This is a genomic window from Pseudomonas sp. PB3P13, assembly GCF_054897735.1.
The window spans coordinates 2,404,978-2,426,540 of record NZ_CM142702.1; the positions used below are offsets into that span (position 1 = coordinate 2,404,978).

Annotated in this window: 24 protein-coding genes, 1 tRNA gene and 8 pseudogenes; 21 read left to right on the top strand and 12 right to left on the bottom strand. The window is 54.4% G+C overall.

What is annotated here, in order from left to right; translation table 11 throughout:
- The first annotated feature begins 12 nt into the window (after positions 1–12).
- The 4 genes from pheT to ACYZT1_RS11145 all read left to right on the top strand — a co-directional run bounded on the left by pheT (position 13) and on the right by ACYZT1_RS11145 (position 3,203).
- Positions 13–2,394 carry a phenylalanine--tRNA ligase subunit beta gene (gene pheT, locus ACYZT1_RS11130; RefSeq protein ID WP_462018964.1) on the top strand — a complete coding sequence of 794 codons (2,382 nt, stop codon included), beginning with the start codon at positions 13–15 and terminating at the stop codon, positions 2,392–2,394.
- 3 nt (positions 2,395–2,397) lie between these two features.
- A complete protein-coding gene (ihfA, locus tag ACYZT1_RS11135; protein WP_002553164.1) occupies positions 2,398–2,700 on the top strand; it encodes an integration host factor subunit alpha in 303 nt (100 codons plus the stop codon).
- Positions 2,681–3,037 carry a MerR family transcriptional regulator gene (locus ACYZT1_RS11140; RefSeq protein WP_003179985.1) on the top strand — a complete coding sequence of 119 codons (357 nt, stop codon included), beginning with the start codon at positions 2,681–2,683 and terminating at the stop codon, positions 3,035–3,037. Before ihfA ends, ACYZT1_RS11140 begins: the two co-directional genes overlap by 20 nt.
- A gap of 89 nt (positions 3,038–3,126) precedes the next feature.
- Positions 3,127–3,203, top strand: a tRNA-Pro gene (locus tag ACYZT1_RS11145).
- An 83-nt stretch (positions 3,204–3,286) separates the two neighbouring features.
- Here the strand turns inward: ACYZT1_RS11145 and ACYZT1_RS11150 are convergent.
- The 3 genes from ACYZT1_RS11150 to ACYZT1_RS11160 are packed head-to-tail and all read right to left on the bottom strand — an operon-like array spanning position 3,287 to position 5,123.
- Entirely contained in the window at positions 3,287–4,441 is a 1,155-nt protein-coding gene (locus ACYZT1_RS11150) for a tyrosine-type recombinase/integrase (RefSeq protein ID WP_462019226.1), read from the bottom strand.
- Complete coding sequence (locus tag ACYZT1_RS11155) at positions 4,342–4,743, bottom strand: hypothetical protein (RefSeq protein WP_462018965.1); 402 nt, start codon at positions 4,741–4,743, stop codon at positions 4,342–4,344. The genes ACYZT1_RS11150 and ACYZT1_RS11155 overlap by 100 nt, the downstream gene beginning before the upstream one ends.
- Positions 4,740–5,123: a hypothetical protein gene (locus ACYZT1_RS11160; protein WP_462018966.1), complete on the bottom strand. Its 384-nt coding sequence runs from the start codon at positions 5,121–5,123 to the stop codon at positions 4,740–4,742. Before ACYZT1_RS11160 ends, ACYZT1_RS11155 begins: the two co-directional genes overlap by 4 nt.
- Positions 5,124–6,596: 1,473 nt before the next feature.
- On the opposite strand from ACYZT1_RS11160, the gene ACYZT1_RS11165 reads away from it, so the two are divergent.
- Both ACYZT1_RS11165 and ACYZT1_RS11170 read left to right on the top strand, forming a co-directional pair.
- Positions 6,597–7,505, top strand: coding sequence for a hypothetical protein (locus tag ACYZT1_RS11165; RefSeq protein WP_462018967.1), 909 nt, complete (start codon positions 6,597–6,599; stop codon positions 7,503–7,505).
- Positions 7,506–8,052: 547 nt separating this feature from the next.
- Positions 8,053–8,439, top strand: coding sequence for a hypothetical protein (locus ACYZT1_RS11170; RefSeq protein WP_462018968.1), 387 nt, complete (start codon positions 8,053–8,055; stop codon positions 8,437–8,439).
- Between the two features lie 84 nt (positions 8,440–8,523).
- Here the strand turns inward: ACYZT1_RS11170 and ACYZT1_RS11175 are convergent, their stop codons facing one another.
- A complete protein-coding gene (locus tag ACYZT1_RS11175) occupies positions 8,524–9,780 on the bottom strand; it encodes a hypothetical protein (RefSeq protein ID WP_462018969.1) in 1,257 nt (418 codons plus the stop codon).
- A gap of 121 nt (positions 9,781–9,901) precedes the next feature.
- Between ACYZT1_RS11175 and ACYZT1_RS11180 the strand changes: the two are divergent.
- Positions 9,902–9,979: pseudogene (locus ACYZT1_RS11180) on the top strand (Nmad2 family putative nucleotide modification protein); the annotation flags it as partial.
- Between the two features lie 50 nt (positions 9,980–10,029).
- Positions 10,030–10,491, top strand: a pseudogene (locus tag ACYZT1_RS11185) (Nmad2 family putative nucleotide modification protein).
- 156 nt (positions 10,492–10,647) lie between these two features.
- Here ACYZT1_RS11185 and ACYZT1_RS11190 read toward each other — a convergent pair.
- On the bottom strand, positions 10,648–11,064 hold the full coding sequence (locus ACYZT1_RS11190; protein WP_462018970.1) for a hypothetical protein: 417 nt from the start codon (positions 11,062–11,064) through the stop codon (positions 10,648–10,650).
- 403 nt (positions 11,065–11,467) lie between these two features.
- Between ACYZT1_RS11190 and ACYZT1_RS11195 the strand changes: the two genes are divergently transcribed.
- A complete protein-coding gene (locus ACYZT1_RS11195; RefSeq protein ID WP_462018971.1) occupies positions 11,468–12,373 on the top strand; it encodes a hypothetical protein in 906 nt (301 codons plus the stop codon).
- A gap of 143 nt (positions 12,374–12,516) precedes the next feature.
- A pseudogene (locus tag ACYZT1_RS11200) lies at positions 12,517–12,651 on the top strand (helix-turn-helix transcriptional regulator); the annotation flags it as partial.
- 68 nt (positions 12,652–12,719) lie between these two features.
- On the opposite strand, the gene ACYZT1_RS11205 reads toward ACYZT1_RS11200, so the two are convergent.
- Positions 12,720–13,163: a helix-turn-helix transcriptional regulator gene (locus tag ACYZT1_RS11205; RefSeq protein WP_462018972.1), complete on the bottom strand. Its 444-nt coding sequence runs from the start codon at positions 13,161–13,163 to the stop codon at positions 12,720–12,722.
- Positions 13,164–13,301: 138 nt separating this feature from the next.
- Here ACYZT1_RS11205 and ACYZT1_RS11210 point away from each other — a divergent pair, with 138 nt between their 5' ends.
- Genes ACYZT1_RS11210 through ACYZT1_RS11220 form a run of 3 tightly spaced genes read left to right on the top strand, consistent with a single transcriptional unit; the run spans position 13,302 to position 14,633 of the window.
- Entirely contained in the window at positions 13,302–13,466 is a 165-nt protein-coding gene (locus ACYZT1_RS11210) for an Arc family DNA-binding protein (RefSeq protein WP_462018973.1), read from the top strand.
- Entirely contained in the window at positions 13,444–13,842 is a 399-nt protein-coding gene (locus ACYZT1_RS11215) for a DUF3077 domain-containing protein (protein WP_462018974.1), read from the top strand. The genes ACYZT1_RS11210 and ACYZT1_RS11215 overlap by 23 nt, the downstream gene beginning before the upstream one ends.
- A complete protein-coding gene (locus ACYZT1_RS11220) occupies positions 13,839–14,633 on the top strand; it encodes a phage antirepressor KilAC domain-containing protein (RefSeq protein ID WP_462018975.1) in 795 nt (264 codons plus the stop codon). The genes ACYZT1_RS11215 and ACYZT1_RS11220 overlap by 4 nt, the downstream gene beginning before the upstream one ends.
- Positions 14,634–14,679: 46 nt before the next feature.
- On the opposite strand, the gene ACYZT1_RS11225 is transcribed toward ACYZT1_RS11220, so the two are convergent.
- The gene (locus ACYZT1_RS11225) at positions 14,680–15,105 is read right to left on the bottom strand and encodes a hypothetical protein (protein ID WP_462018976.1); all 426 of its coding nucleotides are present in this window, start codon (positions 15,103–15,105) and stop codon (positions 14,680–14,682) included.
- A 98-nt stretch (positions 15,106–15,203) separates the two neighbouring features.
- Here ACYZT1_RS11225 and ACYZT1_RS11230 point away from each other — a divergent pair, with 98 nt between their 5' ends.
- The 5 genes from ACYZT1_RS11230 (at position 15,204) to ACYZT1_RS11250 (ending at position 18,076) form a co-directional block, all read left to right on the top strand.
- Entirely contained in the window at positions 15,204–15,473 is a 270-nt protein-coding gene (locus ACYZT1_RS11230; RefSeq protein ID WP_462018977.1) for a hypothetical protein, read from the top strand.
- 1,308 nt (positions 15,474–16,781) lie between these two features.
- Positions 16,782–17,099, top strand: coding sequence for a hypothetical protein (locus ACYZT1_RS11235; RefSeq protein ID WP_462018978.1), 318 nt, complete (start codon positions 16,782–16,784; stop codon positions 17,097–17,099).
- Entirely contained in the window at positions 17,096–17,338 is a 243-nt protein-coding gene (locus tag ACYZT1_RS11240) for a hypothetical protein (RefSeq protein ID WP_462018979.1), read from the top strand. The genes ACYZT1_RS11235 and ACYZT1_RS11240 overlap by 4 nt, the downstream gene beginning before the upstream one ends.
- Complete coding sequence (locus tag ACYZT1_RS11245; protein WP_150712710.1) at positions 17,322–17,540, top strand: DUF7940 domain-containing protein; 219 nt, start codon at positions 17,322–17,324, stop codon at positions 17,538–17,540. The genes ACYZT1_RS11240 and ACYZT1_RS11245 overlap by 17 nt, the downstream gene beginning before the upstream one ends.
- Entirely contained in the window at positions 17,537–18,076 is a 540-nt protein-coding gene (locus tag ACYZT1_RS11250) for a DUF2280 domain-containing protein (RefSeq protein ID WP_462018980.1), read from the top strand. The genes ACYZT1_RS11245 and ACYZT1_RS11250 overlap by 4 nt, the downstream gene beginning before the upstream one ends.
- Before the next feature lie 138 nt (positions 18,077–18,214).
- On the opposite strand, the pseudogene ACYZT1_RS11255 reads toward ACYZT1_RS11250, so the two are convergent.
- The 4 genes and pseudogenes from ACYZT1_RS11255 to ACYZT1_RS11270 all read right to left on the bottom strand — a co-directional run.
- Positions 18,215–18,580: pseudogene (locus tag ACYZT1_RS11255) on the bottom strand (terminase large subunit domain-containing protein); the annotation flags it as partial.
- A gap of 87 nt (positions 18,581–18,667) precedes the next feature.
- Positions 18,668–18,817, bottom strand: a complete 150-nt coding sequence (locus ACYZT1_RS11260; protein ID WP_462019329.1) for a hypothetical protein — start codon at positions 18,815–18,817, stop codon at positions 18,668–18,670.
- A pseudogene (locus ACYZT1_RS11265) lies at positions 18,814–19,221 on the bottom strand (phage terminase large subunit family protein); the annotation flags it as partial. The pseudogene ACYZT1_RS11265 and the gene ACYZT1_RS11260, both read right to left, overlap by 4 nt.
- Positions 19,222–19,692 (bottom strand): annotated as a pseudogene (locus ACYZT1_RS11270) (minor capsid protein); the annotation flags it as partial. It lies immediately after the preceding pseudogene.
- Between ACYZT1_RS11270 and ACYZT1_RS11275 the strand changes: the two are divergent.
- Positions 19,688–19,966: pseudogene (locus ACYZT1_RS11275) on the top strand (terminase); the annotation flags it as partial. The pseudogenes ACYZT1_RS11270 and ACYZT1_RS11275 overlap by 5 nt on opposite strands.
- Positions 19,967–20,221: pseudogene (locus ACYZT1_RS11280) on the top strand (phage head morphogenesis protein); the annotation flags it as partial.
- Between the two features lies 1 nt (position 20,222).
- On the opposite strand, the gene ACYZT1_RS11285 reads toward ACYZT1_RS11280, so the two are convergent.
- Positions 20,223–20,738, bottom strand: coding sequence for a hypothetical protein (locus tag ACYZT1_RS11285; protein WP_462018981.1), 516 nt, complete (start codon positions 20,736–20,738; stop codon positions 20,223–20,225).
- 116 nt (positions 20,739–20,854) lie between these two features.
- Here ACYZT1_RS11285 and ACYZT1_RS11290 point away from each other — a divergent pair, with 116 nt between their 5' ends.
- The gene (locus ACYZT1_RS11290; RefSeq protein WP_462018982.1) at positions 20,855–21,562 is read left to right on the top strand and encodes a hypothetical protein; all 708 of its coding nucleotides are present in this window, start codon (positions 20,855–20,857) and stop codon (positions 21,560–21,562) included.
- Position 21,563 lies beyond the last annotated feature (1 nt).

Genomic DNA, 21,563 nt, shown 5'->3' on the forward strand with positions numbered 1-21,563 from the left:
TAGGAGAGCAGGATGAAATTCAGTGAACAGTGGCTGCGTGGCTGGGTAAGCCCGCAGGTAAGTCGTGACGAGCTGGTTGCTCGTCTGTCGATGGCCGGTCTTGAGGTCGATAGCGTTACGCCGGCCGCCGGTGAATTCAGTGGCGTGATTGTGGGCGAGGTGCTCAGCACCGAGCAGCACCCGGACGCCGACAAGCTGCGGGTTTGCCAGGTCAGCAATGGCTCGCAGACCTTCCAGGTAGTCTGCGGCGCGCCGAACGTGCGCCCGGGCCTGAAGATCCCGTTTGCCATGATTGGTGCCGAACTGCCGGGCGATTTCAAAATCAAGAAAGCCAAGCTGCGTGGCGTTGAGTCCAACGGCATGCTGTGCTCGCAAGCCGAACTGCAGGTTGGCGAAGGCAACGATGGACTGATGGAGCTGCCGGTTGATGCGCCGGTCGGCAAGGACATTCGTGAATACCTGGGCCTGGACGACGCCAGCATTGAAGTCGACCTGACGCCAAACCGTGGCGACTGCCTGTCTTTGGCGGGTCTGGCCCGGGAAGTCGGCGCGCTGTACAACGCTGAAGTCACCCGTCCGGTTGTTGCAAGCGTTGCAGCGGTACATGACGAAGTGCGTTCGGTTGATGTCCTCGCACCCGCCGCCTGCCCGCGGTATCTGGGCCGTGTGATTCGTAACGTCGATCTGTCCAGGCCTGCGCCGCTGTGGATGGTCGAGCGTTTGCGTCGCGCTGACGTTCGCAGCATCGACGCCGCTGTGGACATCACCAACTACGTGATGCTGGAGCTGGGTCAACCGCTGCACGCCTTCGATCTCGCCGAAATCAACGGCGGCATCCGCGTGCGCATGGCTGAAGAGGGCGAGAAGCTGGTATTGCTCGACGGCCAGGAAGTCAGCCTGCGTAGCGATACGCTGGTGATTGCCGACCACACCCGCGCACTGGCGATAGCCGGTGTCATGGGCGGCGAGCACAGCGGCGTCAACACCGCGACCACGCGAGATGTGTTCCTCGAGAGCGCGTTTTTCGATCAGATCGCCGTCGCTGGCAAGGCCCGCTCATACGGCTTGCACACCGACGCTTCGCATCGCTACGAGCGCGGCGTGGACTGGCAGCTGGCCCGTGAAGCCATGGAGCGCGCCACCGGCCTGCTGCTGGAGATCACTGGCGGTGAAGCTGGCCCGATCATCGAAACCGTCAACGAAGAATTTCTGCCGAAGATTGCTCCGGTTACATTGCGAGCCCAGCGCATCACACAGATGCTCGGCATGGAAATGGACCCGGTCGAAGTCGAGCGTTTGCTCAACGCTCTGGGGCTGACAGTGACCGCTGACGGGCCAGGGCAGTGGCGCGTGGATGTGCCAAGCCACCGCTTTGACATCAGTCTGGAAGTGGACCTGATCGAAGAGCTGGCTCGTCTTTACGGCTACAACCGTTTGCCTGTCCGTTATCCGCAAGCGCGTCTGGCGCCGCAAGCCAAGGCCGAAGCACGCAGCGATCTGCCTGAACTGCGTCGCCTGCTGGTAGCTCGGGGTTATCAGGAAGCGATCACTTACAGCTTCATCGATCCGAAACAATTTGAGTTGTTTAATCCGGGTGTCGAGCCGCTGCTGCTGGCCAATCCGATCTCGAACGACATGGCAGCGATGCGCTCGTCCTTGTGGCCGGGCTTGGTCAAATCGCTTCAGCACAACCTGAACCGTCAACAGGACCGCGTGCGTCTGTTTGAGAGCGGCCTGCGTTTTGTCGGTCAGCTCGATGAGCTGAAGCAAGAGCCGATGATCGCTGGTGTCGCCTGTGGCAGTCGTTTGCCGGAAGGCTGGGCGCAGGGTCGCGATGTCGTTGATTTCTTCGACGTCAAAGCCGATGTGGAGGCAGTGCTTGGCTTCGCTGGTGCGCGGGATTCGTTCAGTTTCGTGCCGGGCAAACACCCAGCCTTGCATCCAGGTCAAACCGCGCGCATTGAACGCGAAGGGCGTCTGGTTGGTTTCATTGGTGCGATCCACCCTGAATTGTCGAAAACCCTTGGCCTCGATCGTCCGGTCTTTGTTTTCGAGCTGGTTCTGGCTGAAGTAGCACTGGGTAAAATGCCTGAATTCCAGGAGTTATCGCGCTTTCCTGAAGTGCGTCGTGACCTGGCGCTGATTGCGGCTACGGACGTCGCGGCCAGCGCTGTGTTGGACGTAATCCGTGAAAATGCAGGCGAATGGCTGACAGACCTCAGGCTATTTGACGTGTATCAGGGTAAAGGCATTGATCCTGATAGAAAAAGCCTCGCAGTCGGCTTGACCTGGCAGCATCCATCGCGCACTCTTAATGACGATGAGGTGAATACCACAACGCAAAACATCCTCACCTCGCTCGAACAAAGGTTGAACGCCACGTTAAGGAAGTGACGTATGGGGGCTCTGACGAAAGCTGAGATGGCGGAACGTCTGTATGAAGAGCTGGGCCTGAATAAACGGGAAGCCAAGGAATTGGTCGAACTGTTTTTTGAAGAAATCAGGCACGCTCTTGAAGACAACGAACAAGTCAAATTGTCCGGTTTCGGCAATTTCGACCTTCGGGACAAACGCCAGCGGCCTGGCCGCAATCCGAAAACGGGGGAAGAAATCCCGATCACGGCTCGCCGTGTGGTTACCTTTCGTCCAGGGCAGAAGTTGAAGGCCCGAGTTGAGGCTTATGCTGGAACCAAGTCATAACGACGAACTACCCGTCATCCCGGGCAAACGCTACTTCACCATTGGTGAAGTCAGCGAGCTATGTGCGGTAAAACCGCACGTGCTGCGCTATTGGGAGCAGGAGTTTCCTCAACTCAACCCCGTCAAACGCCGCGGAAACCGCCGGTATTATCAGCGCCAGGATGTGCTGATGATCCGGCAGATTCGCGCACTTCTTTACGATCAGGGATTTACCATCGGCGGCGCACGCCTGCGTTTGTCCGGTGATGAAGCCAAAGACGACACCACCCAGTACAAGCAGATGATTCGTCAGATGATTGCCGAATTGGAAGATGTGTTGGTTGTACTCAAGAAATAAAATCGTGCTTTTAAATACTTCCAGTTTTCAAAAGCTTGCGATATATTCTTGAGCGTTCTTCGAGGTGAGGAACGAGTTTCACGCCTAGTCGGGGCGTAGCGCAGTCCGGTAGCGCACTAGCATGGGGTGCTAGGGGTCGAGTGTTCGAATCACTCCGTCCCGACCATATTTTTCAATGACTTAGCCGCCTTTTGGTGGCTTTTTCATTTCTGCCCTAGTGACTTTCCGAGTGAGCTAGGGTTTTTTCATTCAAGCCTGCCTCCTTTTCAGAATCGTCAGCGCTGGTGCGCGTGAATCGGTGACTGATACCTTGTTCGCAGCCTCAATCAGTTGGTCCAGCTCTGCGGCCGAGTAGTGACTGGTGATGCTGCCGTTCTTGTGTCCAAGCAATGCTTTTCGATCCTCTTCGGTGACGCCTGCTGCTCGTAGCCTTCGGCCAAAGGTGTGCTTCAGGTCGTGAACCCGGATCTTGGTGAACCCTTCATGTGGTGCTCGAAGATGTTTTTCGAGCCACTTCTTGCTTGCCCTGACCCTCGCTCGCTTCCAGGCTGAGTCGTTCATCCGGTGGATCATGGTGGGCTCACCATCCTCGTCCGCCTTCCCGGAAGGGAAGACGAAATGCTCGTGCTGCCCTCGCTGCTTTTCGACGATCGACTTGGCCACACTATTCAATATCACCAAGCGCTCGTCCCGGTTCTTCACGCCGGATCGTTCACTCCTGCCACCGAAACTCGCCGGGATCAGAAACACGCTCGTTCCCAGTTCCGGTACCGCAATCTCCCAATCCCACTGAAGTTTGCACACCTCCTGCTCACGGCAACCGGTGTTGACCTTGAACATAGCCATGACCTGCAAATGGGCCGGTAGCTCAGAGAACAGAATCGATTGCTCTTCCCAAGAAAGTGGGTCGGGCTTGCGACTGGTCGTCTTCTCATCCAGCAGCGAGATCATTGGCACGGTATCGAGCCAGGGTCTGCGCTCATCATCTCGCCATTTCCTGGCACACAGGTTCAACACCCGAATGACTCGCTGAAGGGCGATGTTCACCGTCCTGTTTGTCACCGGCTTCTTCCCGTCCTTGGGGTTCAGCTTCGACTTGATGTACGGCGCCAAGGACGCGTCATCTATATGGGTGATCGGCATGTCCCCAATGAAGGGGTCGAGCTGAGCCATGTACGTCGCTGAAATGTGGATCGAGGCTTGGTCCTTAACCTCGAGCAGGAACTTGGTGGAAGCCTCCCGCCAGGTCCTGACCTGCTTTACCCCGTAAACCTTCTGTTGGCGCAGGTTTTCGAGTAGATGAATCAGGAATTGCTCTGCTTCCGCCCGGTCACGAGTGCCAGTACTCGTTTGAATTCTTTCTCCTCGGTAAATTTTGTCGATTTTCCAGATGCCACTCGGCATTTGCTGGAGGCCTGAGATTGCTTTTTGGGCCATGGCGTTTCTCCTTTTGCTCCGCCGTGGCGCTCGCTGCGGGGCTGATTGTTGTCTTGATTGGCGGCCTTTTCAATCGACTTGCGCGCGACATAGGCGTCCGCCCACTCGTCCAGCTCATGCCGGTCGAAGGCAACACCTTGTTTACCGATAGGAAATTCACGGATGTACGGGCGTACCTCGGCGTCAAATACCGCACGACACATCCCCAGGTAGGCCGGCGCCTGCTTCGCTCGGATGAAGCGGGGGAGAAGTGCTAGATCCGTTGTCATTTCTCGCAACTCTCTCGATCGAAGTGGCTAGTGGACTCGGCATCGCGTGTCGACTTCACGGGGGGCTGACGTGTAGGAAATGCCTCTCCCTCCCACTTTCCCGGCTTACCGCGTATAGCACCGTGTCGCGCATAGCAATGTGGTGTCTTGCTGGCAAAAAGCTTCTGGCAAGCTTCAAACAACGCTGTCTCCCCCTCGGTGGCTGCGAGTTCTTGGCCGGCCATCGACCCAACCTGGATCCATCCCGACTTGTCGCGGCCATAGTTTTCAGTCTTGAACAGCCGATAACGGTTCCTGTGCCCGGTATTGGGCGATGAACTCTCTGTGTTCAGATAGAAGTGGATGCCGCGTTGATGGACCTGCAGGATCGTTTTAGCCATTGCGTACCTCTGCTCTTGGGACTGAGCGAAGGTTCAGCAGCTTGATGCCGCAGGCCCTTGCTAGCTCTTGTAGATCCCTCACGGTGGTCTGGTCGCGCTTCATCGCCATGCCCAGGTCTATAAGGCGCTGGCCAAATTCCGCGAATTCGCTTGCTGGGCTCGGTGCTGGAGTGCTCACTGCGTTTCCTCTCGGGTTAAGGCTCGCCAACCGCACAGTTTCTCCAGGGCGAGCAGAGGCCCGCCGCGCTGTTGGGATTCGCGAAATTTGATAAAGGTTTAGGTTTGCCAGGAGACAAAGGAGAAGTAATGCGAAAATAGCAAACGCTAAATATTTCGTCAATACAAATTGCTAAATGATATTTTGCTCATGCGATGATAGAGCGACAGATGCGACGCGGTGCTGCTCGTAGAGGCGATTTAATGGTGCTGAATTTCGCTTCGGTGAGAACTAGCTAAGCCAGAAGAGGCCCTTCTAGGCTAGACCGACATCAGCCGAGCATAAATTGGGACATCAAGTGGAATTGAAGATGTGCACGCGTCAAATTGCCAGTCTATTGCTGGCGACGTCTCTCTCGGGTTGTAGCAGTGCCCCAAAGGAAAAGACTGAATTTGAGAAGCAGCTAGACGCGGCGCCGATGCCCACCACTGAGGCTGATCGGTTAAATCAATGCAAAAATCTCAGCGACCTGCTTTATTTTGAATTACAGGATATTGCCGGCTTAAATGGATTTTCTTCTGCTTTCAAGCCTCATGACCCTTCGAAATCCTTAGCACTTAGCCGGCGCATGGATTCGATAAACTGCACGAAAGCAGAAAGGCGAAACTGGCTCCAACGATTGCAGCCTTAGCAGGATAGATGGCTGGTTACGCTGATGAGGTGAAGGCGGGAAGCATGGTTTGGGACTAGGCTCAGTTACCCCAGATCGGAGTGGTACCTCAAGTGGATTGAGCTTGTCGACGAGAACTGTCGGTTTGTGGAATTGAAGGTTTTTGAGCAGCATTGCAAGGAGTGCGAAATGCCGGTAGTAGCCATATTGAACGACGAGTCGGACCTAAGTGAAATTCTTGGAGCATTGAAGGCCTACGGCCTGGTGCTGGCTAACCACTACACCCGCCCCGGAGCATCGGACCTTACGCGTGAGCTCAGAATTGCGCTGGGTCCTAGAGCTGAGGGGCACCAGCTGTTTTGCCACGAGCTACCTCTGCCAGTGGATGGGGAGCCTTGGTGGACTAGCGTACTCGTCCTCCCGCCTCGCTATTACTTTAAATATCGTGAAACCGTTGCCTTGGCAGCGAGAGCACTGAGCGCTGCGAATGAATCGAAGGAACAGGGCATGTTTATCTACCTTGAGCCCTAGGTAACGCCGGGCGAGGCACGCGGATGAGGTGAGGGCAGGAAATAAAGCCAGAGCTTTGCAAGAACGTTGATGCACACCACCTAAAAACGTTTAAAATCAGAAGGATATGAGAAAAATGGCTAACTTACCCACCAGCCCTAAAGCGCAGCTGCCATTGGCCATTGATGCTCAGATTGAAATCGACGGCATCGGCATGGGTGTGCTATCAGATGGCACGCCATTTCTTACCGCGCGAGGTCTCGCGAGACTGTGCGGCATTCAGCACACGTCGATATTGGATATCGCAAACGATTGGACGTCGAATCGACCTGCCATCACGAAGATCCACTCCCTTCTGCAAACCCACGGGCTCACTTATACCGAACCCTACACGACGGTCGTTGATAAGGGGACGATGTCTCACGCCTATCCAGACGGCGTATGCTTAGCAATTCTAGAATATTACGCATTTGAAGCCGGAATAAATCGTAAAGATGAAGCGCTGATGAATTTCAGGCTTCTAGCAGGGAAAGCTCTTCGTGATTTCATCTACACGCAAGTTGGATACGACCCAGAGAACCATGTTCCTACTCAATGGAAACAGTTCCACGACAGGATGTCGCTGGTTTACAACGCTGTTCCAGCAGGCTACTTTGGGATCTTCAAAGAAATCGCGGACATGGTAGTCCATCTCGGACAGAGCGGCATCCATATAGACAGTACCTTCGTCCCTGACGGCAGCGTGGGGATACACTGGGCAAAACACTGGAAGGGTGCTGAGTTAGAAAACTTTTATGGCGCTCCCATCAAATACGATCACAACTATCCGGATTACTTTCCACAGGCCCTGTCCAATCCTCAGGAATCAAACTGCTATCCAGAGGCGGCGCTGGGAGAGTTCCGTCGCTGGTTCCGTGAGGTTTACATAGGCGCTGGCAAATTTGAGGCATACCTAACAACGAAGGTCAAAGCCAAAGCTCTACCGATATCGGTTGCTCAGTTGGCTATCTCGTCGTATTCAAATCAGTCGCTTCTAAAGAATTGATCTTTGCCACTGTCCAGCCCGGCCAAACGCTGGACTTTTCGCTCCTTCGTTCAAGTAATTTCACAAGCCGCCGATTCCCTGGTACTGCAACTGCAGTGCATGGAGGCGTCATGAAAAAATTTGCTGCGCTTGGCTTGGTCATTCTGCTTTCCGCACTTCCGCTTACTGCGTCGGCCTGCCCGAAAGGCACCCATCCAACAGGCGGGACGGGGTCGCATCATAAAGGCGGAACCTGCTCCTGAGAAAAGCCCGGCTTAGAACCGGGCTTTTTCGTTTGCGCTTACACGCGTTTCCATAGGCTGCCGCATATAGTGACTTCAGCTCCTAGTAATCCATTAGGCTGCGCGACCAAGCGGGCATTACTTTGCCTGCAATTTACTGAGAGGTTCAGAGATTCACTGGAGCCACGAAAACTAGTTCTCTCGCTACCAGAAGCTCAGATGTTCCCATTTGGTTTATGTCTAATCGCAATGCGTACCATCGGCTTCCCCTAATGCTGTCTATCCTTTGGAACTGAACTCCAACCGTTCACGTCAGGGGATCCACCATGAGCAATCCAACATTTACGATGCGAGGCTACAATCCGGACACACAAATAACGATGCAAATAAAGAGATCTACCCCTGAGGGCTTTGGCTACGCGTTATCGGAGGGGGTGCAGTTCAATGTGAATATGCAGGTCCCTCCATCTGGAGCGATATTTGTAGACGCTAATAACAACGGCGTTATAGAGATCGCGTTGACAAGTGAACACTCCATCGATGACGCATGGGCGCTTTTCCCCCTCAGTTCCGAGCCGATCTCTGCCCCACATCTTGAAATTGCCACATTCATAGCGACGGACAAAAAATCAGTCACCTTCAACGTCCGAACGGCGGATTCCGGCGCATTGATATTTACAACTGCGTTCCTTGTTCAGTTCGCTCCTGCTTGAGCTGAGTCGGAATTATCGATTCTGATCCGCACGCCTGAAATTAGCCCGGATCGCGCGGGCGTCTTGGGTGGGCGTTCCCTGTGCTCAAGCTTCAGAGCTAATCTGAGCGACAACGGGGAGGGCGGCCGCGATCTCATCCATCGTCGCCTTTGCTTGCTCAAAATAAGAGGCTCCCGAGTGCGTCATCGCAAGCTGATGGTCACCAATCTCTACGACGTCGACCAAAGCAAAGAGCGAGATCAGGTCTAGCCCTTCGGCTCTGCCGATCTCTGTATCCCACGACTCATTTCCCTCTTTCAACATATCGGCAAAGTCTTTGGCCTCTTCGTGCGTGCCGAAGAGTTCAAGCATTTCTGTCGACGAAATTCTATTGAGATCGCGATACGCCACCGTCTCTGGGGATCCTGGACTCCCGAGATAAAAGGCATGCCTGTTTGTGAGGGCTTGAGTGTCCGGATGGTTGGGCCCGCGCCGAATTATCCAGGCGCCGTTCGGGCCCTTCGCGCTTACATGTGGAATGAGGACGTACTGCTTGATGGTAGGTTCATCATCGAAAAGATTGTAGGGCAGGGACGGCCGGCCCAAGCGTAAAGCGGTAGCGCCGCATCTCAATCTCCCACGATTGCTCTCGAGTGTGTTCCAAATGCCAAGAGGCTTGAGCCTGGCCATCAATCGAATTATTGCCGGTACCAGCACCTGGGACTTTTTGCCCATATAGGATGCGACTCGAATGAGCTTCCTATCCCGTTCGTTGACTTCATCTGCAGCTATCGGCTCGAGGTCCGCAGCAGTGAACTCTGCAAACTCCCACTCAAGCACGCCTTCTTTTTCTAAGGCCGCTAACGCCTTCAAACCCTCCGGCTCCATGTACAGCTGTTCCGACCGTAGTGGGATCGAATCTGTCTCGCGCGCTGCGCGGCCGGCGTCTGGGACGAGCTTAATGGCATCGATCGCAGCCCCCCAATCGCAGCCAGGCCCTGTCCAGATTGGGATTGAGTCAGGGAAAACCACGCCTGACGTGCTGCTCTCTGGCTTGCCGAAGTAATAACTAACGTACGGAACTGCGCCGAAGAACGTCCTCGTTATCGTCCGGGGCATAGGGTGATTCCCCTCGACGAGTCGATACTCAATGACGACATCTAAGTCACCACACAGTAGCGCGCCCCGAGCGTATGAGCCGACGACCCATAGCGAGGTGATCTCGACCTGGGAAGTCACTTCTTTTTTGAAGAAGTCTTTGTGCGCAACGGTGCGGGTCGATGCCTCGTCCAGCCTCTGGCAGATCCGCGCCAGCTTCTTGGTGAACGACTCGCGGGGATAACGCTTTTCGAGTGCTGCCATGCTGTTGACTCTTCACGCGGGGCGAGGAGACTGAACGTACCACCCTGGGCAGCTAAATCACCATTAGCAACTGATGAAGTTAGCAAGTGTTCCGACTGGCTATCTATACGGGAAAATTCACATGAGTCGAATTTATTGTTATGTCGTTATCCATGACACTGGTTTTGCTCCAAATCCCTTTGGAGGATCTTTAACGCTCGCCACCTGTATGCTGTTATCCGGCGCAATGCGAAGCCGGGGAGTTGGCTTGTGGGGACCGGGTCAGCGGTCTACGGTCTGCGCGGAAAGATCATCTACGCCGCCAAAATCGATCAGGTACTCCCGCTTGAGGACTATGGGGGCAATCCGCTCTATTTGGCCAAGCAACCTTCCGGAGATGGAGATGACGCTAATCGCCAAGGGGACAATATTTAATTCAAGGATGAGGTCGGTGATTGGTTTCAACGAGAAAGTGATAATCATGACTGCTCCCACATGGACCATGATCTGAGTGGGAGAAACGTCTTAATAGCTAAAAAATTTTGGTATTTCGAAAGCAAGTCATGCGATCTGCCGCAAGATTTGCAACAGATTATCCAGAATGGGCGGGGTTACAAATGCACCGACTCTCACGAGGTCATTGCCCGCTTGGAGAACTGGTTAGCGTCGTATCAGCCGGGCATCGTTGGTGAGGCTGTAGCTTCCGGCTCGAAGGTGTGCGGTTCGTGCTGACAGTTGCATCGATCTATGGAGCGTACGAAGAATTCGAGTTCTCGGTCGAGGCCGCCATTGAGTTCATCCTTTCCTGCTGCACCGGGTAATGGTGAGTTGAAATCCTGTCTTGTTCAAGTAAAGAGCTCAGTTTAAGTCTGAGCTCTCGCTTCCTAATCAACGTCCAGATTTCCGATTTTCCAGCTCCTTTGAAACGCGCTCTTTCATTTCCCCTATTTGGTCGTACTGCGCTTTAAAATTCACGTTTGGGACATCCATGATAATCCCCTGCAGTCGCATCAATGCTGTGTTAAGTTTTTTTCTCTCCTCTAAAAGTTCTGTATCTGAAGCGGTTTCCACACGAAAATCCGATGTTCGAATGCTCCAAGCAGGCGTTTCCTTTTGCTCAAACGCATAATTAAACAAATCGATTAAAACGTCGAACGGTAGCTCAGGCGAGCCCCTTGAAATTTTACCGCTAGCGTCCTTGTAAGCGTATTTGATGGAGCGCTTCGTGAGTGATCCATCGTCCCAAGACGCCCAGCCAACTCGGATTTCTCCATCGCGGTAGGGGATTTTGTGCGTGGTTATCATGCCTGTAATTCCTATAAAGGGTCAGATTTTTACAGTGTCGACATAGTATGGAGACACTGTGGTGATAGTGTTGGTCCGTGCCGGGGTTGTCAACCGATTTGTATGCTGGCTGGCCCTTTCGCCGATACCGCGGAGCCCAGGGGTAAGGTCGGTAGGGCGTTAGCTATTACATTTTGCTAACTGGCGATAGACTTGATGCTATCGGATCCAGAATTCAGTCAGCTTAAGGTGGAGTGTCATGGCGGCAACTCAATTTCTAGACAGGGTGTTGGATAGTTTTGTGTGCGTGGCTGACCTAATCACGAGTGTCGCGTATTCGGACGAGGGTGCAATCTTGCCTCTACATGACTCCGCTCGTGTAGTGCTGGGGTGCCTACGATCTGTGACTGGACCTATGCAGGAAATGAAGTTGGATAAGTCGGGACTTCCAGTGTTCGATCCCGAGCGCGCAGCTACTGCGCTTTTGAAAAGAGTGGCAGGCAGTCCGAGTTACTCTAGTTTGAAAGTCAGCGATATTGTATTCGACGAAGTATTACGCTCAGAAAGCAAAGAGCTTCTTGAGTTTGGTTTTTCACGGGATATTTGGGACGTTCTTCATGCCGGCGGCATTCAAACTAGTTGGCGTCTGAATTATAAAACTGGCCAGCGTGAGTATTCTTTTCTATCGTCTGTATGGAAAGCTACTCCGCGTGAAATTAGTGTGTTACTGGAGACCCAGGGCTATAAGCGGCCAGTAGTGGTAAGCCTAATAAGGAAGGGGTTTGCCATACCTGCAATTTCGTTAAGTGGTGCGTTGGAGCGCACAACCGACCTCGGAATCGATCAAGAAGTGGATTTAGGAGATGTGAGGCGTTGGTTGACAAAAAACGACATAGACTGGCCAATTCCGTTAATGGTCGAGCGCTCACCAAGTGAGTATTCAAGCATAGTCATTCCCCTCAACGAAAAAAGCGACATCCCCCCAGCGCTACGCCTCAAAAATCTTGAACGTCAAAATAGTGACCTGCTTCAAGAAAACGCCGACCTCCGGGCTCAGTTGCTGAGCTTAACGAATAGCCCGATTGAGAAAGAAACGAATCACCAAGGCCTAAGTTTTCCCTACTCCACAAAGGAGCTTGAGATTATGCGCCAGGTTGCCTTGGATTACTGGGCAAAGTACAAGCCTGAGATGCGCCAACCTACACAGGAAACTATCCAGCGGGAAATTTGCACTTTACTTGGCTTGAATGTGCCGTGGGATAAAACGCCGCCGCACAAGGCTGTTTACCTAGCTACAGCGATAAAACCTGACCATTTAGTCAAGCCATGACATAGGACATGTAACCATGTACTCCCTTTCTGTCATGCGCTTCAGAGAGGCAATCTGTTTCCAGTCCCATCCAATGGCAGGAAACAGATATGTCAAAATCTTTAGATCAAGCTCAACTTGAGCCAGCGAACACCATCATCCGTATGCCCGAGATCGAGAAAATCACCGGTCTAGCGCCATCAACAATTTACAAGCGTTTGAAACTCTATCCATCATTTCCGCGCGCTGTGCCTCTGAGCGATACAAGCACTCGCGGTTCGCCTGTGGGCTTTGTGCTCGCCGAGGTCCAGGGGTTGGTACTGCAGAGAACTGCGCTACAGAGGAGTATCAAACGGCATTCAAGCTATCAGGCAAGATCGTCGTCAGCCTCATCATCATGGTCGTTGATCGTCTCTACAAGGCCGGGTAAATTTTCATCAATTAGCTTTCGCAACTCCGGATCGTTGGCTCTCTCCCGCAATCCCTTCATCACTATTTTCCGTATCAGCTCCTCTATGCTGATACCTAGGCCATTTGCCGTCTTCCGGAGTACCTCCTCCTCTTCGTCACTAAAATCTATCTCGGTTTCATGCGTTGTCTTCTTTAGCTCAGGGAGTAAATCGTAGGCGTCCATGTTCAGTACTCGTGCAAGCTTTAGCGCACCGCCGAGCCTCGGTGTAGATCTCCCAGCCTCATACCTAACAATTTGGGGAAGGCTAATTCCACTCTTGGATGCTAAGTCTTTTTGAGTAAGTCCCGCCTCAGATCTGGCCCATAGGAGGCGCTCTGAGAACGGCTTCGCATCAGTCATTGGTAGCCTTTTAGCCTGTCAATATACGATTAAATATCACTATACCAGACAAGAAATGACGCTATGTGATCAGTATTGACAAGTGACTCGTAGTGGAGCTAAATGATCACAAATGATCACCGTCACGAGGAGGTAGAAATGAAAAAGGCAACGAAGATTCCAACGATCCTCAGGCTTCCTGAGCAGATGAGACACTGGTTGTGTGGCGAGGCTGAAGGGAATGGGAGAACGATCAATGGCGAAGTGATTTATCGCCTGAAGAAAATGATGGAGCAGGAAGATGAACAAAAACAGCGGGCATAAAAAAGCCCCAGGCGGACCAACGCCTGAGGCCTATGAAGCAGTGAACATTTCTGAGGACATTCACATGAGCAAGCATACCGAAGTAAACGAAAAACTCAATGCTGGCGCTATCTGTATGCCGGTCACGGTGGAGTTGTCTTTCACAATTTGCAACCCGAACCAGGAACACTTGCTTGCTGTTCGGCCTGGGGTCCCAGTTACGGATGCCCTTGAAGAGGCGTCCTGCATTCTCAGCGAGCTGAAATCTTCACTTGAAGCAGCTGCCATGGGGGTCGATGGAATAACGCCCAATCAAGCTTGGCTACTGTATCGGGCTGCAAATACAGCGAAGGTGATCGTCGACTCGACGCATGCAGGACTGGAGAGTGCGCAATGAGCATTTCCTCTATTCAGCACAAGCAGAATGGCGTCGCGACGCATTTTCAGATTCAACAGAACGTGTCGTGTCACACCATGTCATCCCGCGAGATCGCGGAACTGACAGACAAGGCGCACAAAAACGTGCTCGCCGATATCCGTAACATGTTCGCCGAACTGGAAATCAACTCGGCTGATTATTCAGCCCAGTACCAAGACAGCACCGGGCGGGCTCTCCCGTGCTTCAACCTTGACCGCGAACTGACTGACACGCTGTTAACTGGCTACAGCGCCAAGATGCGTCTTGCTGTTGTTCGCCGCTGGAGAGAGCTTGAGGGAGCCAATGCGAAGCCTGCCTTCGACTATGCAGCTGCATTGAGCGACCCTCGCACACTCCTGGCGCTGCTTACCGAAAACGTGACGAAGGTCGTTGCGTTGGAAGCGGACAATATCGAGCTCTCGAAAGAGAACCACGAACTGGAAGTGAAGGTGGAGCAGGATGCGCCGAAGGTGGCCTTCCACGACATGGTCGCGGTGTCCCATAAGACGTACAACGCAGCCCAGGCCGCGAAGATCATCGGCACTGGTCGAACTAGGCTGCTGCAGTTCATGCGCCAGAAGGGATGGGTGACGAGGAACAACGAGCCCTACCAGGTGAAGATCGAAGCAGGTCTGCTCGATGTAAAGCTAGGCACTTTCGAGCATCCAATCGACGGCACGATCCCCACGTGCTCGACGCTGATTACCGGCAAAGGGCTGGCAAAGCTTCAGGCTATGTGGCAGAGCAGGGAAGGGGATTTGCTGAGGTAGGAGCGAAGAGAGCCCGGCCTTGCGCCGGGCTTTTGCCATCTCGGATTCAGGATTTTTCGGCGTTGGCTTTTTCGAGCAGGCCGGCGATACCTTCCAGCAGCACCAGATCTGATTCCTTCAGCTTCCCCTTTGCCGCGGCTCTGGCTAGCTTTTCGACGATAGCAATTGCCCGGGGCGAGGCGGTCCCCAGCATCGCTTGGTAGGCAGGCGAATGCTCGCGATGGACTTCATGTCGCGAGAATTCACCCTCGATCACGTTCGATCCGTTGCCGCCAGGGTTCACCAGAAGGCCCGGCGCTAGGCCGATTTTCTGCTCAAGATTGAGCGCAGCTTTCTCGCCCAGGCCTCGATGCCCATTGAGGATCTGGGACAAATAGGACGCGTCCAGATCGTGCTGCTCGGCGAAGTCTTTTTGACTGAGTTGGCCGATCACGCGCCGCAGCGCTTCGACCCGAAGAGTTTTCATATCCATAGGCGAATAGTGGTCTCGATTTAGCAGTTGGTAAATTACTAATCGCTATTGCTATACGATTTAGCATTGTGTAATCTGGAGCTCTTTCGGAGATCAACATGACGCTAATCGACCTCATCCGCTCCCTGGAGCCGGCCCAACTGGATTCCCTGGCAGAGCGCAGTGGCACCAGTGTCGGCAACCTCAAACAAATCGCCTACGGGTATCGCCTGGCTGGCCCCGGACTCGCCATCAATCTAGATCGCGAGTCGGGGAGGGCGGTGACGGTAGGGCTGTTTCGCCCGCGGTTACCTAGCGGTGACAGCATGCTGGCCTTCGCTGCCGAAATCGCCAACAACGTCCCAAGTACTGCGAACTGGAAGGCCTAATCATCTAGTTTGGATGTGATGTGGAGGCGTTTGATAAGTTGATGGTACTACATTTTTGTAGTGATACAACATTTTTGTAGTGATACCGTTGCTGCCGAGTAAATCTTGATGCGCCAGTTCCAAAGCCTCGCCATCGTGGGGGGCTTTTTTGTCCGCTCGTCGAGGGAATTGCACTCTCCGTCCAGGCAGAGCCTCTCAAATGTATGCGCAGACCCTGCGCTTCTGATGGGAGAAAGTTATGGTTGACGACAACAACGGCCCTGAAGCGCCATACCCGGGCCCCGACGAGAACGCGCCCGATACGGGCGAAGGTCACAATTCAGGTCTTGATCAAGCTGAGTCAGAGCCCAAGCAAGGCACGGGCGAGAGGCCAGTAGATTGGGATCCGCCGCCTGGGAATCCAGGATCTGATCAGGATGCCCAGACTGACCGCGAAAACGGCGGAGCTGACTAGCTTCTAACGAATGCATATGCCTCCACGGAACCCGGCCACTGCGCCGGGTTTTCTTAAAGCGTTCGCGGCGTTCTTCTTTCCGATGGTGGCCGGTTCCTGATATTTTAGTGGCCAATTGGAATCAACAGCGCAAAGGGACATTCATGCATTCATTTCTCTCGAAAACTTTTGGTGGATTGACCGCCGCCTACTACGTACGCCAGCTTATTTTTGGATCTCTCTTTCCGATCTTGATACTGTCCTTGATGGCCAATAGTTCCAGTGGTCTCACGGGCAAGCCCGGATTTATCGTTATCTGCGTCGTCTGCACGATTCTTTACCCGTATTCTCGGTTTGTTTACGAAAGCGTCATCGGATACGTCATGGGAAACAACGTGTTCTTCGTGAATGCCTCGCTGATGCTGTTTGTAAAAACTCTTACCATGCTAATGTGTTGGTGGCTGTCGATTTTCGTGGCACCAATAGGCCTCGCCTATCTCTACTGGCGAAATAGCCGACAGATATCACAGTAGAAAAGCCATCTTCAAACTAGCCCAGCCATAGCGTTGGGCTTTTTTATGCCTCGAATTCACCGCCGCCAAGGCGGCCTCACGAAAGGCCTGGACGTCGTTAGCCAGATAGTGCGACGTACGGAATCAACACCGGCAGCCCGCGCACTCTGGCCTCACATGATTGCGGAGTGGCGCGAGACTGAAGCTGCGAGATCGATGCATAAGGGCGTCGACGCTGTGAAGGTCTTTGGCAGACAGCGGGAAAGACTGCGCACCTATTCAGGGCCTCGACATTGATCGGGGCCTTTCTGTTTTGGGCTATGCCCAGGCCAACGCAGGCCTTTTTTATTCACGGTACCGCCTATGACTGAAGTCTCGCGCATTGCAGACAGCACCACATTCAAGGTCGCTGTCCCGATACTGCAAACGATCCTGTCGGCCGGTGCCATTGGCGCGTTTGTGTACGTAGTCGGATCACTCGGCTCGCTTCAAGTGCAGCTTGCCGCCTACCAGACCAGCCAAGCGCTGATCGGCCAGAGGGTTGACTCTTTGGAGCGCTCAAGGGAGTCGACAGACAAGTTCGTCGATTCCCTTCGCACCTCAACCCAGAAGCAAGAGTTCCAGATCAATCAACTCTGGGAGGGCCTAAAAGGGCTCGCCCAGATGGGTAGACCAAAATGAAGCGCCTGTTGATCGTCCTCATGCTGCTCACTGGTTGCGCGCAGAAAGAAACGATCCAGGAGCCTACCAAGGTTCGACGCACAACCGTCTACCGCTATGTGAGTGGTCAATGCGTTCCTGCTGAAGGCCAAGGTGCTGCGCTCCGTCAGGCCCTGAAAAGTCGCGATGAGTGGAAGCGCTATGCCGAAAGCCTCGAGCAACTACCTGCAGCGAAGAAAGCTCATGACCCTAATCCCTGAATGGCGAAAGTTCTGGCGCATGACCAGTGTTCAATGGGCGATTGCTGGCGTGGTACTGAATGCCGCTGCTGCTGGCTGGTCGTCATTCCAAGGGTCGGTTGATCCTCTGGTATACGCCTCGGTGAACATGGTGCTTGGTATCGCCGTTGCGGTATCGCGAGTGATCAAGCAGCCAAAGCTGAATGATGGAGATCCAGAGTGATCGCCGTCCTTAAGCTGGTGCCCGCCTGGGTGTGGGTGGTGCTTGCAGTGGCCGTGTCGTTCGGGGTGATGTGGGTACAGCTCCAGAGTGCGAACACTGAACTGGACCAGGTCACGACCGAGCGAGATATAGCAACCGCCCGAGTGACCTCGCTCACCAACACCCTGCGCCTACAGCGCGAACTCACTGAAGACATCAACCGAGTCTCCGACGATGCGAAAGCCAAGACCGAACACGTTGCCCTCAAGTGGCAGACCTTGTTCCATGACACCCGCAAGCGCTTCCGCGAAGAGACTGCCGAGATCCCGATCGCCAACCGTGCGTTTCGTCTGCGAGCACTGGGTAGATTCGTCGAGAAGGCCGAGACGATGAAGAATATCGCTTTGGCTATGCAGGTGCTGGAGCAAGCCGCCAAGGAAGTCGGCGACATCTACGTCAATCGCCACCGCAAGGATGATCCTGACGATGAGCCAGCAATCCCGACCCGCATTCAAGTAGACGTGGTGGATGCGAGGAAGCCGAATGCCGAGCCTTAACGTTCCGCAATCGCAATTCCTTCTGCTGCCTCACAAGTTTCGCGCATTCGTTGCCGGGTTCGGCTCAGGCAAGACCTGGGTGGGATGCTCGGCGCTGAGCAAGCATTTCATGGAGTGGCCCGGCGTCAACGCTGGCTACTTCGCTCCGAGCTGCTTCACAAACTGCAGGAAGACGAACTTGAAGCCTTCCGGTGTCGTGGTTACGTCGACGCCGTTCTTAAGCCCCGGCAGGTTGTAGCGCATCCGGGCGATGATCTTGCGCTACGCCTGCTGAGCTTTGACCGACGTCAGCACGTCCAGCTCATCCACCAGTGCATGGCCGATCTTGAAACCGACAATCGTCTGCGGCTTCTCCATCGACCGGCAAATCACAGTGCCGCGATATTGCCGGCCGCTGTAGATGTGAACTTCATGGTTCGCCTGGTTGATCTTGGTCTTGAGCCCCCAGTCATAGGCCACTTCATCCATCGTCGGATAGAAGATGTCTCGGATCTGCGGGTAGGTCCGCGATAAGCCGAAGCTGAACAAGATGTACGGCCTAGTGCAGGCCAGCACGTTCGACAACGAGCTGAACCTGCCCGACGACTACATTCAATCGCTGATGTCCGAAGCGTTCGGTCGGGGCAGGTAATAATCGCCTGCAGCCTTGACTGTCTCCGAGCCCTTGCAGACGTCACGCACCAACCGCCAGCGGTATCGCGCCGCTGTGTACTCGGGGCGGGTAAAAGTGACGTCCGTCATCGGGCGACTCCCATTTTCATTGAGGTGACCGGTTTAACGATCGGGTACTCGCGATGGATGAAGTAACCGCCGCCATCGTTGGCGTGGTCGTTGCCCTGGCTCTTGTCCGGCTCGCCGTTGGGCGCCCAGATCTGCTGCTCAAGGCCGTCGGCGTAAGTTGGGCATGTGAACGGATTGACCAGGTAACGCCGTTCGCCCTGCGCGTTGCAGAACATGGCGTTCATGGCGTTGATTCGATCCTTGACTGGCGGGTTGGCCGCCGGCGCTATGACGGCGAAGCCGGCCTGCTTCAACAGGGCGAGGTCTGTTTCACTGGCATTGACCGACTTGCGAGAGTTACCGGACGCATCCGGATAAACCCGGATTTCGCAGGTCTTCTTGTAGTCGTCGCCTGTGTGCTCCCAGTCCTTCGCGAACAAAGCGCTGAAGCGGGTCACCGCGACAATGGTCGATCGGCAATTGATGTGGATCGGCGGCCGCGGCCCCTCGGTCAGCTTGAAGCGCTGCTTATCGAGCGTCCGACACTGGCTGGTGGTCTTCGTGTCCAGGGTGCTGACCCATTCCACCGCCTGCACGACATCAGAGTTTTCTTTCAGCGTTTCCATGCGCGCCTGGGTGGCGACGTGCTGCACCGCAGTTCGCACCAAGGCGCCGGCGTTCCGGTTGGTCGTGGCCAGGATGCCGTCGTTGTATTGAAGCGACTTCGTACCGCGGATGTTCTTGATGATCTGGAAGTTGGTCTGGCCTTCGAAGAAGCCCTGCCGGATCGCGCCAGTAAGGCGTTGTCGCTCGGTGGCGGTGAAGCCATCGATGAACGACTTTAGCAGCTTGCCACCGTCCGCGCCGCGCACACTGAGCGGATTGGTGAGGATGGAGTCGTATCCGCCTCAGCTGATCCTTGCGTACCTGAACGGCCAGTTCGTCAACCTGACGTCGGGATCGATCTATCACGCCTACGACCGGAAGCTGAACCAGTGCTTTGGCACGGTGCAGCCCGGCGAACCGCTCTTCATCGGCATGGACTTCAACGTAGGCAAGATGGCGGCGGTGACACACGTCAAGCGCGAGCAGGGTCTGCCGCGGGCGGTCGATGAGTTGATGGACGGCTACGACACGCCGGACATGATCCGCCGCATCAAGGAACGTTACGCCACCCGGGCATCTATCGGCGATGGCGGCGCCCAGCAGGTGAGGGCAGACCTCAGCTATTACGACTGGCTCAAGCAGCAGCCGGCAGCATTTCAGGACAAGGCTATTGGCCCAGTCCGTGCCAAGCTATTTCGTGAAGGCGGCCTGAGCATCGAACGATTTTCCGAGCTGCAGCTTGATCGCAACTTTGAGCCATTGACGCTGGTGCAGATGAAGGCTCTTGAGCCCCTAGCGTTCGAGTTAGCAAGGATTTAAGTCAGCATCCGCTTCGATCTGACGCTAACTCTTTGAGAGATTGTTGGAAGTCATCATTCCACTGCTGATTCGATTTGTAGAAATCCTGCAATGCCTGTTTAGACTCGCTCTCATCTTCTAAATGAATCGCGTTTTTCAGTTGAGTTACCAGATTCCTGCTCAAAGTTGCGAGTTTCTCAGGTGCGTAAGCGCTGAACGAATAACCAGCCTTCATAAGGTCGTCGAGCCTTGTGTTGTACGCCTCGTTGTCAAGTTTCTTATGTGCTAGGAGCGCCGAAAATCCCCCTAAGGCTACGAGGAACTGGTCCGCTTTTCCGCGAAAGTTTTGTTCCTGAGTATCCAATCGAACAATGCAGGCCTGGCTTTTCGTTGTGGCTGATGACTGCGAAGACGAAATCCAGCTGGTGAGGCCAGTACTCATTACACCAGCAAGTGTAAGCACACTTGTAATGACCGCAATCAACAATCCGTTTCGTAGTTCCAGTTTCTTAGTCGCGCCATTTGCGTCGTTCGTCATTGCTCGCTCCGGTATGTGGGAAATTTTTCGGGGCGCATTGTCATCATTTGGCCACTACAGATCCACCTCTTTTTTTTGCAGGCAGGGCCTGCACCAACGTCTCTGGGAGACAACAAATGCTGAAATTCCAACTGGACAGCCTGGATGGTGTCGACGAAGCCGTGCGCGCTCTTTACACCGAGAAGGACGGCAAGTTCGTACTCGGCATTGAAGGTCTGCCACAGCCCGAGGATGTCTCGGGCTTGAAATCCAAGGTTCAGGAGTTGCTGGACGAGAAGAAGGCTGCCGACAAGGCACGCAAGGATGCTGAAGACCAGGCCCGACTGGAGCGTGAAGAAAACGCCCGCAAGTCCGGCAACGTTGAAGAGCTCGAAAAGTCCTGGTCTGAAAAGTACACCCGTCGTGAAGCTGAGCTGAACGGCATGCTGGAACAGGAGCGTGGAACGCTGAGCACTCAGATCCGGGATCTGACCGTCGGTCGTACCGCTACTGATATCGCGTCTGCCCTGGCAATCCCAGGCAGCGCCAAAGCCCTGTTGCCGCACATCGAGCGCCGTTTGAGCGTCGAACAGCGCGATGGGAAGCCTGTTGTGGTCGTGCTCGACCCTCAGGGCAAGCTCTCGGCGGCAACGCTGGATGAGCTGAAAGCAGAATTCGCAAACGACGTGGCGTTCGCGCCACTGATCGCGGGTAGCAAGGCATCGGGTGGCGGGGCCAACGGTGCTGGGAATGGCGGCGGGGCCGCGAAAGGCAATATCGGCGGCACCAAGACGGAACGCACTGCGGCAATCGCCAGCAAGTTTCCGGACCTCCCTCTCAATTAAG